Below are 12,751 nucleotides of genomic sequence, written 5' to 3' on the forward strand. Positions count from 1 at the left end.
TCTTCACCTCCAGTACCTTCTTGCTGCGCATAGCTCCCTTTCATACTTGGTTCCTTTTAAAGGTGTAATTTCAATTCCTTTTCCTGTTTGTGGTGAATGCAGCATCTCTCCATTTCCTTTATAGATGCCGACGTGATGAATTTCACCTTTTCCTTCCTGATATGCAAAGAAGAGTAAATCTCCCGGCTCTATTTTCTCAAAAGCAATCTCTTCACCTGCATCTGCCTGGTCCCCTGCATCACGGGCAATCCAGTAACCATTTGCTTTATGTGCCGCATATGCGAGCCCAGAGCAATCATAGCCAAAGGAGCTCATACCGCCCCAGAAATAATCAAGGCCGATAAAAGAGAGGCCGGCAGCCACAATATCTTCGCCGCTGCCCGGCTCTATGCCAGCTTCATTGGCAACTATTATTGTTTTTTCTTTAGCAATCTGCTGTTTTCCTGTTGGAGTCTGCACATAAACATGTATATCATCCTCATCTAAGTAAGGTAAAATTGTTAAATAACTCAGCTGCATACTGATTTGCTCGTCTGGATCTTCCAGCCGGGCATCCTTTGCGATCACGACGCTATATTTATCCTGCAGCCAATTTTCTTTGTTAACACGTGTCAACTGCCGAATTGGAATATAGCCCGGATAGCCTCTTTTATCTTTTTTGGATGGCTGAAATGGAGCAATAACATGTGCCCACTCTCCTTCTTCCTCCAGAACAAGAACAGGCTCTCCATATAAAGTCTGCGACTGTACCAGATTGTCGTTACATAAAGCTAAACCCTGCTCATAGGTTAAGCTGTTCACCCATTTAGGTATATCTGTCGGGCTTGAGATTCCATATTCATCCTCTGCTCTTGCAGACTGCGGATTAGTCCAAATTGTTGCGGCCTGCACATTTGTTACATGAAACATTTCCGGGAGCTTCTCAAACATCTCTTTCATTCTACCAACTCCTTTCACTTTTGATTCCTCCAAGATAAGCTTCTTTTACAGATTTTATTCCAAGTCCAGACTGATTAGAAAATGTAATTTGATTTCCTTTTCCCACGTAATGAATACCGCCTTCTAAAATATCATCTGACAGCATAAGAGGTGCATCAAAGTCAAAGCGTGTCACTGCAGGATGGCTGGCTGCAAAATGAGCAGCTGCTGTAATTCCCAGTTTAGTCTCAATCATGCTCCCAGCCATACAGGAGATTCCATAAGCTTCACAAAGGTTCGCAATTTTTATCGCCTGGTGGATTCCTCCAGACTTCATCAGCTTAATATTAATCAAATCTGCAGCCCCCATTTCCAGGACACGCCGTGCATCGTGCACAGAGAATACAGCTTCATCCGCCATAATTAGCGTTGTGGTATGGTCGGTAATATATTTAAGCCCGGTGATATCATAGGCTGGCACAGGCTGTTCTACCAATTCAATATTTAAGCCCAGCTCTTCCATTTTTGTTATTGCTTTAACAGCTTCTTTTGCGGTCCAGCCCTGATTTGCATCTAATCGGATCAGAACATCCTCTCCTGCCGCTTTCCGGACAGCAGCTATCCGTTCTATATCTTTGTCTGCCGAATCTTTACCTACCTTTACCTTTAAAATATCGAACCCATTTTCTTTATATAATTTTGCATCCTTCTGCATTTGATCAATCTTATTCACACTGACGGTATAATCATTTTCAATCTGAGAACGGTATCCTCCCAAATATTGATATAAAGGCTGATTTGCTGCTTGTGCCAGACAATCATATAACGCCATATCCACAGCAGCCTTGGCACTGGTATTATGAACAATCACCTTCTCCAGCTGCGTAAAAATATGTGCGTAGGATGATAACTCTGCATCCTTTAAAATCGGGCGGATTACCTTATCGATTGTGTAGTGGATGCTTGCCAGACTATCTCCTGTAATCACATGCGTCGGCGGGGCCTCTCCCCAGCCGATGATGCCATTATCACAGGTGATTTTCACAAAAATACTTTCTGCAACAGTTACTGTTCGCAGTGCTGTTTTAAAAGGTGTATGCAAAGGGATCGAGCTATGATAAAGTTCTAAATCAACTATCTTCACGGTAAACGCCCCTTTCTAAATATATGACTCCTCTTATATGCTTAACGCACTCCCGGTGACAGCTGGAGAGTCTTCGTCCTGCTGGATAAAGTTGCTTCTACTCCCAAAGGAATAGAGAAATGTGGAAAGCAATGACCAATTCGGAAACCGGCAATAACCGGCTTTCTATAATTTTTAAAATAATGCTTCCAAACTTCTTCCAATCTCAGACTTGGTTGTACTTTAGGGTTTGCTTCTGCAAAATCACCGATAATTATCCCGGCAGCCTGCTGCAGCTTGCCGGCCAAACGCAGCTGATTCATCATCGCGTCAACCCGGTAAGGCTCCTCACCAATATCCTCTATGAATAATAATTTATCCTTTGTGGAAATTTCATAATGGGTGCCAAGCGTTTGTACCAGCAGCGACAGATTTCCGCCGACGATTTTCCCTGATGCCTCTCCTTCTCGATAGACAGTAAGCCGGGAAATACTCTCCGAATAAATAAGGTTAGTCGGACCAAACAGCTGCCTGAATAATTGACTCGAAAGTGTATCAAAGTCTTTTTTCACCATATCCGATGCTGGCATTGGACCGTGAAAAGTAATTAAGCCGGTCGCTTGGCGGATTGCTGTATGTAAAAATGTAATATCACTGTATCCCCAGATAATTTTAGGGTTCTTTTTGATTAATTCCATGTCTATTTTATCAATGATGCGACCTGTTCCATAACCTCCCCTTGCGAAAATAATTGCTTTCACATTCCGGTCAGCAACCATTCGATGAAAATCGGCTAAACGATTTGTGTCCTTCCCTGCTAAATAGCCATATTGATCATAGACATGTTCTCCTAACTTTATCTTTAAGCCCATATTTTCAAAAAAGGAGAATGATCTTTCCAGTTTTTCTTGCTCTATAGGACCTGCCGGCGCAATAATTCCAATGGTATCCCCAGGCTTTAAACGATAAGAAAGCATGTATGTATCCCCCTTTTCCGACAAACAGGAAAGTATATTTCTTTAAAATAGAGATAGGCTCAGGGGACCTGAAGGCCGGTACATGAGCCTATCTATTTTCTTATTCTGTCTTGTCTGCGTATTTCAGATCAAAGTATCCTACCGGATGACGAAGAATTCCTTCCACACCATCTGCTTCAAGTACAACTACATTGTAGTAGCGGATTGGCATAGCAATCATTTCTTCAGCCAGAATTCTTTCAGCCTCATATAAATACTCATAGCGCTGCTCTTCATCTGTTTCACTTTTACCTTTTTCAATAAGCTCATCGTATTCTTCACTTGAAAAACCAGTCCGGTTCATATAAGAATCCGTTATAAAGCTTTCCAGGAAGTTGACCGGGTCAGCATAATCATTAAGAAACGAACTTCTGGAGAACTGTAATTCAAGGTTTTGCTGTGCTTCTGCGAATACGTTCCATTCCTGATTTTCCAGTGTGACATCGACACCCAAGTTTTCACTCAACATATTTTGCATTGTTTCTGCTACTGCCTGGTTAACATCACTAGTACTGTAAGTTAAAACAATCGGCGGAAGTTCGTCATATCCTTCTTCCTGCATTCCTTCTTCCAGCAGTTCCTGAGCAAGCTCCGGATCAAATGACAGCAAATCACCATTTTCTTCACGGAAATCTTTTCCGTCCGGCGCTGTAAAGCCTGGTGATACAAAACCATATGCCGGTTCTACTCCCTGTTTTACTACGTATTCTGCAATATCATCTCTGTTAATTGCGTAAGAAATTGCCTGCCTGATTTTCTTATTTTGAAATGGCTCTTCTGTCAGATTAAAACGATAGAATTCCAGACCGCCGCTTTCGCCGATAAATACATTGTCTCCATCAATTAATTCATCTGACATTTCTGGAGGAATGCTCGCTGTATCTAACTCACCTGTCTGGAACATTTGGTATTGTGAATTCGTGTTATTCACCATGGAAAAATGCACATAATCTAAATTAACTGCATCGGCATCCCAATACTCCGGATTCTTGGCAAAAATCATTTCACTGTCATGCTCCCATGAGTCCAGCATAAATGGCCCATTTGCCACAAATGTATCTGCTTCTGCATACCAGTCAGGTGTTTCTTCTGCAACCTGATGATTAATCGGGAAAAATGCCGGATTTGTAAGCAGGTCTAAGAAAAATCCAGTCGGCTGGATTAAAACAACTTCCAATGTCTTATCATCAATGGCAGTTACATTCACATCATCGGCTGATCCTTCACCGCTGTTATATTCCTCGCCGCCTTCAATGTAGTAAGCTAAAAATGCTGCCGCAGAAGCTGTTTCTGGATCTAACATATGCTTCCAGGCAAAGACAAAGTCCTCTGCTACTACCGGATCCCCATTGGACCAGTTGGCATCTTCACGTATATGAAAGGTATACGTCAAACCATCTTCAGAAATGTCCCAGCTCTCTGCCACACCTTCAGCAGCCTCTGAATTTTCATCTAAACGCGTTAACCCTTCCATCAGGTTGTTCAAAGGATCCCAGGATAGCTGATCAAATCCAACTGACGGATTGAATGATGTCGGTTCCTGGCCGTTATTAATATATAATGTCTTTCCATCCAGATCTGGCGTTTCTTCTGCTGCTTCACCATCTTCACCATTACCTTCTTCTGTTGTGTCTGTATTCTCCGGCGCTTCCCCAGCATCCTCATTCGCTGTACATGCAGCGAGAAATAGTGCCGTTAACATCACCAGGAGAACCCATAAAAGCTTCCTTTCCTTCATTGTCTTGCCCCCTTTTTAAGTTTGTAAGACCTCAGCAGCTATAAGCTGCTTAGCCCGTTCATCCTGCAGCCAGCAATCCACTTGATGTGAATCACTGACTCTATTGGAAACGGGATAAACTTTATCACACACCTCCATCGCAAAAGGACAGCGTGCCGTAAATGGACATCCTTTTGGAGGTGAGAATAAATCAGGTGGAGTGCCGGCAATCGGCTTCAGCTCTTCTTTTGCATCTAATCTGGGGACAGAATTCAGCAGCCCCTGCGTATATGGATGCTCCGGCCGATAGAATATGTCCCGCTTACTTCCAGATTCAATAATTTTTCCAGCGTACATGACGATAATACGGTCCGCTATTTTTGCAACAACACCTAAATCATGCGTAATCAAAATAATTGATACACCAGTCCGCTGCTGAATCGTTGAAAACAGCTCCAGTATCTGTGCTTGAATCGTTACGTCCAATGCAGTTGTCGGTTCATCTGCTATCAGTAAATCAGGGTCACAAATAAGTGCAATAGCTATGACAATCCGCTGACGCATTCCTCCGCTGAATTGGTGAGGATATTGTTTTAAGCGTTCTTCCGGATTGGGAATACCAACCAGATCCATCATTTCAATCGCCTTTTGCTTCGCTTGAGTACCTGTAATTTTCTTATGTTCTTTTAAACCTTCCATAAGCTGTGTACCTATCGTTAAGGTCGGATTCAACGCTGTCATTGGGTCTTGAAAAATCATAGAAATATCAACACCGCGAATGGCACGCATTTTTTTCTCTGAATAAGCTGCTAAATCCTGTCCTTTAAAAATAATGGAGCCCTTTGTAATTTTTCCTGGAGGATCTGGAATCAGCCGCATAATGGCATTAGAGGTAACGCTCTTACCACATCCTGATTCACCGACAATCGCCAGTGTTTCCCCTTTATCCAAGTGAAAATTGACACCTCTGACAGCTTGGACTGTCCCTCCATAGGTTGTAAATGTAACATGCAAATCATTTACTTCAAGTATTCTTTCCAAGTTGTCCACCTACTTTCTTAATTTCGGATCGAGTGCATCCTGAAGACCGTCTCCCAGCACATTAAAAGCAAACATCGTAAAGGAAATAAAGAATGCCGGGAAGAACAATGTCCACCAGTTTCCGGATAAAATAGCCCCCAGCGAGTCATTTGCCATTACTCCCCAGCTGGCAAATGGAGCCTGAATTCCCAGACCGATAAAACTTAAAAATGCTTCGGCAAATATTGCTGATGGGATCGTCAAAGTCATCTGAACAATAATCGGCCCCATCGCATTCGGCAGGAGATTCTTCCGGATAATCCGGGATGTTTTTGTGCCAAATGACTTAGATGCGAGGACAAATTCATAATTCTTTATTTGCAAAACCTGTCCCCGCACGATTCGGGCCATCCCTACCCAGCCGGTGATTGTCAGTGCCAGAATAATGGTTCCAAGGCTTGGACCGAGCACAACTAAAAGTAAAATAACAACTAATAAGTATGGTAAACCATATAAAACTTCAATAATACGCATCATCACGTTATCAGTACGGCCACCTTTATAGCCGGAGATTCCTCCCCAGATAATACCGATGGTTACGTCGATTAAAGCAGCTATAAAACCTACAAACAAGGATATTCTGGCGCCATACCAAGTACGTGTAAAAACATCTCTCCCTGCATTATCTGTACCGAACCAATGCTCCATAGACGGCGGCTGATATTGATCGGGAAGGCTCTGTCTATTCACCTCATAAGGTGAGAGTATTGGACCGATAATTGCCATAATAGTAAGCAGCACCAAAAATATAAGACCAAGCATAGCCATTTTATTTTTAACTAAGCGGCGCCAGGCATCCTGCCAATAGGACAGGGATGGACGGGATACTTGTTCCAGCTTTTCTTTATCCCGCTCTTTCCAGGAAAACCATTCATCAGGGATATTGGCAGCAGTTTGCGTGTATTCGATCTCTTCTTTTGATTTCATCTTTATTTGCCCCCTTTTTGATGCATTTTAATCCGTGGATCGAGTATGCCGTAAACAATATCCACAATAAAAAGCATAATAATCAAGAAGGCACTGTAGAAAACAGTCGTCCCCATAATAACCGGGTAGTCACGCTGATTAATACTTTCCACAAAGTATCTTCCCATTCCCGGGATCGCAAAAATTTGTTCAATCACAAAGGTTCCTGTCAAAATTCCGGCAAATAGAGTCCCCATAATTGTTACTACTGGCATTAATGCGTTTCTAAGCGCATGTTTAAAGATTACCTTCCAAGGAGACAAGCCCTTTGCTTTAGCCATTTTGATATAATCCTGTGTCAGCACCTCCAGCATGGTGGAGCGAGTCAGCCGGGCAATGATTGCCATTGGGCCAGTGGCCAGCGCAAGCACCGGCAGCACCATATGAGCAGGGCTTCTCCAGGTAGCTGTCGGGAATATTTCCAGGTTTACAGCCAACTGTTGGATAAGAAGTGTCGCTAAAATAAAGTTTGGTATGGAAATACCTAAAACTGCTATTCCCATTGTTAAATAATCCAGAAATCCGTTATGTCTGAGCGCGGCAATGATTCCAACTAGTATCCCTGAAACTACTGCAACGGCAATCGTGATAATCCCCAGCTCAAAAGAAATCGGAAATCCTCTCGATAAGAGATCGTTCACAGTCTGGTTAGGTTGTTTGATAGAAGGTCCAAAATCAAAAGTGACAATCGATTTTATGTAGAGCAGATATTGTATGTAATAAGGCTGATCCAGATTATAATGGGCCTCCAGGTTGGCCTGTACCGTCGCATTGGAGGACTGATCGCTATTAAAAGGAGAGCCGGGTATATTAATCATCAATATAAAAGTAAGTGTAATAATCACCCATAGTGTGATAATCATAATTAATAAACGCTTTAAAATATATTTCAGCATATGTTTCACCACGCTATCCTAAAATTTTTCATACACTATTCCTGTCAGACATCCCCTTCATAAATAGAAGGAGAAAAGTAAGCTTGTATAAATAAGAGAATAAACCGGCTTGTTATTAATGATAAATATGTTTGTTTTTTGTATTCATTACACTTTAAGAGGATGTTCAAGAACTCTAAGAAAAAGTTGTCTGCATTGCTAATTCTGTCATTACCAGCATAGCTTGATAGGCTTCCTTTATATCTTTTGCCTGAAAACGGACTTTTGTTGTACCTGGAATCCATATTGTTCCTGGCATTAAATTCGCCCATTCTGCCTGACCGCTATTATTAAACTCCATTGTCAGCTCCGGCTTTTCTGGAGGTATCAGCGGCTTTACAAGCCCGCGTTGATCGAGGGCAAGCTTGACTTTTTCCTTAAGCAGCAGCCCGGCCTTTTTTGGTGTTAAACTTTTTACGGATGATCTGGAAATGGTCTCTTTCACAGCAGCAGTAGTCACATTAGGTATTAATTTCTCTGCTTCTGCTGCTGCCTGATCATCTCCTGCTACAAATAAAACAGGGACACCATAATATCCGGCAAGATAGGCATTCATCCCCATTTCACCAATACAATGATCATTAATATAGAAATTCCTGACAGCATGTATCATGGAATGTGACATCACTCCATACTGTCCAGCTCTTGCATGATAGCCTACAAAAAAAGCACCGCTATACGTATCATTTAAACCTTGCATCATTGAAAACGGTTTGACTTCTCCGGTTATTAAAAGTGCATCCGTATGAATTCGATCAATAAGCAAATTATTCATCTTAGAATGACTGTCATTAACTAAAACTTCTTCGGCTCCATAATCAAACGTAGCCTGAATGACATAATTCGCTTCCTCCGTCATGATTTTTCGGGCTCTTTCATAATTATGCTTTCTCCAGTCTACAAAGGTAGCATCTGGAAGACCAGTTATTCCTTCCATATCAACGGACATATAAATTTTCATTCTCATCATCCAATCGAAATATTAGTAATTTTCTCTAAATATAGCATGTTTTTGCCAAAGTGAGAAGAGATATATTGGAAAAAAGTGAATTGATATTCATTTTATTTTCTAACCATTTTTTCAGAAAAACGAATAGACTGCTATTTAAGCATAACATATTACTAATCATATCTATTTAATACGAATTCAAAAATAATTCTTAATACCTATATACGCTGTATAGAAATATATACTGCTACCATTTAGGAGCATTCTAACAATCATTTGATCTTTAAAGTTTTGGTGTTCTTGCCAAGAAGATGTCCGCTCCGGGGAGCCGCTTTCCACGGGCAACGCCTCAGCCTCCTCGAAAGAAGACCACTTTCTGCGGGATCTTCACCTGTTGCTTTTCCCGTAGGAGTCGGCTTCCCTCCGCTCCCATCTATGAATAAATATGCTTCATTTTGCTTTCTTACAAGAAATGAAACTAATGCAAGCGGACATTTTTTGGTGGAACGAATAATTGTAGTCCTAGTCCCGTTGAAAAGAGTAGCGCGGAAATAAATGTTCTTCTTTTTTACTAGGGGTATAAGCGACACTTTAGCTCTGGCTGCACCTATAGTTTGGGAGCCACAGAAAACGTAGTGTATTTCTGGGCCTAATAAGATTACTTGCCCAATCAAACCCCTTGGAGCTGCTACCTTTTATGTAGATTGTAATAAATCAAAAAAAGATGTACCTTATGCGGGTACATCTTTTTTTTGATTTATTCATAGTTAATTATTCAGTGATAAATTCATTTAATTCGACATTTTCTTCTACGCCCAACGGCTGAATCACGACACCATTTTCATCGATGCGTCTAATATCTGCGCCAAGATTCGCTAATTTGCCTACGATATCGACATATCCGCGATCTAAGTGTTTTAATTCTGTAACCCTTGTATAGCCTTCACTTACAAGTCCTGCAAGGATAAGTGCTGCCGCTGCACGTAAATCTGTAGCTGCTACTTCTGCACCTTGAAGTTCAGAAAGACCTTCGATAATCACACTGCGACCTTCAATTTTAATATTCGCATTCATACGGCGGAATTCTTCCACATGCATGAAACGATTCTCAAATACAGTTTCTGTTATTACGCTTGTTCCTTTAGCACACAACATCAATGCCATCATTTGTGATTGCATATCTGTTGGGAAACCGGGATGAGGTAAGGTTTTGATGTCTGTAGAGCGAATAGCATCGGAGCCAATAACCCGTAAGCCGCCATCTTCGTCTAAAACTTGAACGTTCATTTCCTCTAATTTTGAAACAACAGAACTTAAATGTTCACGTACAGCATTTTCTATTAGTATGTTTCCATTTGTAATTGCTGCTGCAACCATAAATGTTCCTGCTTCAATACGATCTGGAATCATTGTATGTTCTGTACCATGAAGTTTCTCCACACCAATAATACGAATTGTTTCTGTACCAGCTCCAACAATTCTTGCTCCCATTTTATTCAGGTAGTTAGCTAAGTCAACAATTTCAGGTTCTTTCGCTGCATTTTCGATAACAGTTTTTCCATCTGCTAATGCAGCTGCCATCATAATGTTTTCTGTAGCTCCTACACTTGGCATATCTAAATAAATTTTCGCACCTTGAAGACGGCCGTTTGATTTTGCTTCTACAAAACCATTACCGACATGAATGTCAGCGCCCATTGCTTCAAAGCCTTTTAAGTGTAAATCAATTGGACGTGATCCAATTGCACATCCTCCCGGCATAGCTACCTTTGCGTGTCCATAGCGGGCTAATAACGGTCCCAGCACAAGCACGGATGCACGCATTTTTCTTACATATTCAAATGGGGCTTCTGTTTCCAACTTGTTAGAAGCGTCAATCATTACTGTATTTTCTGTTGAATCAAATTCCACATTGGCATTTAAGTTTCGAAGTACTTCATTAATTGTGTATACATCTGCTAATACTGGCACTTCTTTTATAATACTTTTTCCTTCACTAGCAATTAAGCTAGCAGCAAGTACAGGCAGGACTGCGTTTTTAGCACCTTCTACACGTACAGTGCCTTCTAACTTTCGTCCGCCACCAACGATGATTTTTTCCATGTCATAAATCCCCTTCAGAATCTAATTTCCCTATTATTAATATTCATTGATTAGGATAGGTGTTCCTACCATAAAACTTATTTCCCCTTGACGATCAGCAACAGCAGCAATTTGCACATTTTTTGGGTTATTTTCCATGTAATAAAACTGCTCCCATGTTTTTGTATACCCATATGTACTTTTTTCAATCCTTGAATTTTCTATATTGTCATATTTAGTCGATATATGCTTTATATTAAAATATATTTTTGCTTTATTTACAAATACATCGTGATTCATTATACCACTATCTTGTACAGATAGACAAGTATATAATTGTGACTCTTTTGTTAAATAATCCTTTAGTATAGCTGTTTTTTCTTTCTGATACTTTTGGCTTATTTGATTATCCCAATCAGTCCCGTGCAATACAATAATTACTTCTGCTGATTCATTCTTATCCAAAGGAAGAATCACATTATATATTACGTAGAAAGGATCATTTTTGTGACGACTTTCAAATGTATATTTTAAACGGTTTTCATCCTTATCCTCATATGATGTATACTTTGCTTCCAAGTTTTGAATAAGACCCTCTGCACGCTCTGTTTCCAGCTGTTCTTTCATTGTAACCTCCCAAAAGTTAATTGACAGATCATACTCTTCTGCAAAAGCCGCTAAGTCTTCCATTTCATCTGTCTGATGAGGCTGACTGAAGGCTTGATTCACAACAAAGCAAATAACAAGCAGTAAGCAAAAAGCCTGCTTTTTAAGCTGAACCGGATTTTGAAATGCATGAAAGAATCTTACGTTTATAAAGGGGAAATTAGAACTGAAAAGAATTCTATGAAACATAAAAAACCCTCCTATCAAATCTATTAATCTTAGTTTTGACAGAAGTGTTTAGTTCAATACATATTTATGAAAGAAAACAGATAAATTAAATCACCTGACCATTTTAATATATCGAGGAAAAAATTGCTTACTCCTGTTCCGATAACAATCGTTATAAACAAAAGAAAAACTCTCGCTTCGGCAGATCTTCCTTTTTTAAATATTGTTTCAATCCGAATCGCTGTAATAACTTTCCAGGTCAGATAAATAAACATGAGATGTGAAAAGATACTGATTAAAGCCAATTGGCCTGCTGAAAACATGGAAATCTCCTTTCTTTCAATGGTGGATTAAAAATTACCTCATAGGAATATATGATGACAATTTCATTAGAGATTATATGGTGAGTACTCACACCCCGCAAAATGGATGGCAATTTTAAAATTTTTACTCTAATTCATCCGCATTGAAAAAGTAAGTAAATAAATATCTAATCCAACTTTTATATTTTGTCTTATAATGCAAAATCATATTTGCATCAAATCATTTCCCGGGAAATTATAACATATTTCACTTTTTTTTCGGTAATCACTACTTTAAGAATGAATTACAGTGTCAATTTATGATGATTTTTTCTACTGCTTATAAAATAAACTCCCTGCCTAAATAAATGGACAAGGAGTTTATTTCAAAATATTCTCTTATGAATTTGCGATTTCCAGACGATTAATTGCCCGTTTTAATGCAAGTTCAGCACGATATCTATCTATTGTATCGCTTTTATCCTGAAGACGTTTCTCCGCACGTTCTTTTGCCTCTTTTGCACGCAGAATATCAATATGATCAGCGGTTTCAGCAGACTGTGCCAGGATAGTAACCTTATCAGGCTGTACTTCCATAAAACCTCCACTGATTGCAACCTGCCGCGTATCGCCTGCTTTTTTCAAGCGGGCAATACTAATCTGTAATGGAGCGACAAGCGGAATATGTTTTGGCAGGATACCAATTTCACCGGTTTCCGCTTTACAGACGACCATATCAAAGCTATCTTCCAGAATCGGACCTTCAGGAGTGACGACACTTACTGTTAATGTACTCACTGTTTACCCCTCCTAACAGCTGGCTGGAAGG

At 40.3% G+C, this 12,751-nt stretch carries 12 protein-coding genes; all 12 read right to left on the reverse strand.

The window, feature by feature from the left end; all coding sequences use genetic code 11:
• Window positions 1-3 precede the first annotated feature (3 nt).
• The 12 genes from MKY30_RS02720 to MKY30_RS02775 all read right to left on the reverse strand — a co-directional run bounded on the left by MKY30_RS02720 (window position 4) and on the right by MKY30_RS02775 (window position 12,720).
• Window positions 4-939 carry a C40 family peptidase gene (locus MKY30_RS02720; protein ID WP_341082755.1) on the reverse strand — a complete coding sequence of 312 codons (936 nt, stop codon included), beginning with the start codon at window positions 937-939 and terminating at the stop codon, window positions 4-6.
• Window position 940: 1 nt separating this feature from the next.
• On the reverse strand, window positions 941-2,062 hold the full coding sequence (locus MKY30_RS02725) for a dipeptide epimerase (RefSeq protein ID WP_341082756.1): 1,122 nt from the start codon (window positions 2,060-2,062) through the stop codon (window positions 941-943).
• A gap of 41 nt (window positions 2,063-2,103) precedes the next feature.
• Window positions 2,104-3,018, reverse strand: a complete 915-nt coding sequence (locus MKY30_RS02730) for a S66 peptidase family protein (RefSeq protein WP_341082757.1) — start codon at window positions 3,016-3,018, stop codon at window positions 2,104-2,106.
• 100 nt (window positions 3,019-3,118) lie between these two features.
• Window positions 3,119-4,795 carry a peptide ABC transporter substrate-binding protein gene (locus MKY30_RS02735; RefSeq protein WP_341082758.1) on the reverse strand — a complete coding sequence of 559 codons (1,677 nt, stop codon included), beginning with the start codon at window positions 4,793-4,795 and terminating at the stop codon, window positions 3,119-3,121.
• A 15-nt stretch (window positions 4,796-4,810) separates the two neighbouring features.
• Window positions 4,811-5,815, reverse strand: a complete 1,005-nt coding sequence (locus MKY30_RS02740; RefSeq protein ID WP_147212450.1) for an ABC transporter ATP-binding protein — start codon at window positions 5,813-5,815, stop codon at window positions 4,811-4,813.
• Window positions 5,816-5,824: 9 nt separating this feature from the next.
• Window positions 5,825-6,781, reverse strand: a complete 957-nt coding sequence (locus MKY30_RS02745; protein ID WP_341082759.1) for an ABC transporter permease — start codon at window positions 6,779-6,781, stop codon at window positions 5,825-5,827.
• 2 nt (window positions 6,782-6,783) lie between these two features.
• Entirely contained in the window at window positions 6,784-7,716 is a 933-nt protein-coding gene (locus MKY30_RS02750; RefSeq protein ID WP_341082760.1) for an ABC transporter permease, read from the reverse strand.
• A 175-nt stretch (window positions 7,717-7,891) separates the two neighbouring features.
• Window positions 7,892-8,716 carry a M55 family metallopeptidase gene (locus MKY30_RS02755; protein ID WP_341082761.1) on the reverse strand — a complete coding sequence of 275 codons (825 nt, stop codon included), beginning with the start codon at window positions 8,714-8,716 and terminating at the stop codon, window positions 7,892-7,894.
• Window positions 8,717-9,475: 759 nt separating this feature from the next.
• Window positions 9,476-10,807: a UDP-N-acetylglucosamine 1-carboxyvinyltransferase gene (gene murA, locus MKY30_RS02760; RefSeq protein WP_147212446.1), complete on the reverse strand. Its 1,332-nt coding sequence runs from the start codon at window positions 10,805-10,807 to the stop codon at window positions 9,476-9,478.
• Between the two features lie 36 nt (window positions 10,808-10,843).
• Window positions 10,844-11,641 (reverse strand): YwmB family TATA-box binding protein, encoded by a 798-nt coding sequence (locus MKY30_RS02765; RefSeq protein ID WP_339283263.1) that lies wholly within the window; start codon window positions 11,639-11,641, stop codon window positions 10,844-10,846.
• A gap of 53 nt (window positions 11,642-11,694) precedes the next feature.
• On the reverse strand, window positions 11,695-11,943 hold the full coding sequence (locus MKY30_RS02770; protein WP_147212444.1) for a DUF1146 family protein: 249 nt from the start codon (window positions 11,941-11,943) through the stop codon (window positions 11,695-11,697).
• Between the two features lie 378 nt (window positions 11,944-12,321).
• Window positions 12,322-12,720, reverse strand: a complete 399-nt coding sequence (locus MKY30_RS02775; RefSeq protein WP_147212443.1) for a F0F1 ATP synthase subunit epsilon — start codon at window positions 12,718-12,720, stop codon at window positions 12,322-12,324.
• Between the last annotated feature and the right edge of the window lie 31 nt (window positions 12,721-12,751).

The sequence above is a fragment of the Oceanobacillus sp. FSL W8-0428 genome (genome assembly GCF_038004405.1).
Classification (GTDB): domain Bacteria; phylum Bacillota; class Bacilli; order Bacillales; family Amphibacillaceae; genus Oceanobacillus; species Oceanobacillus sojae.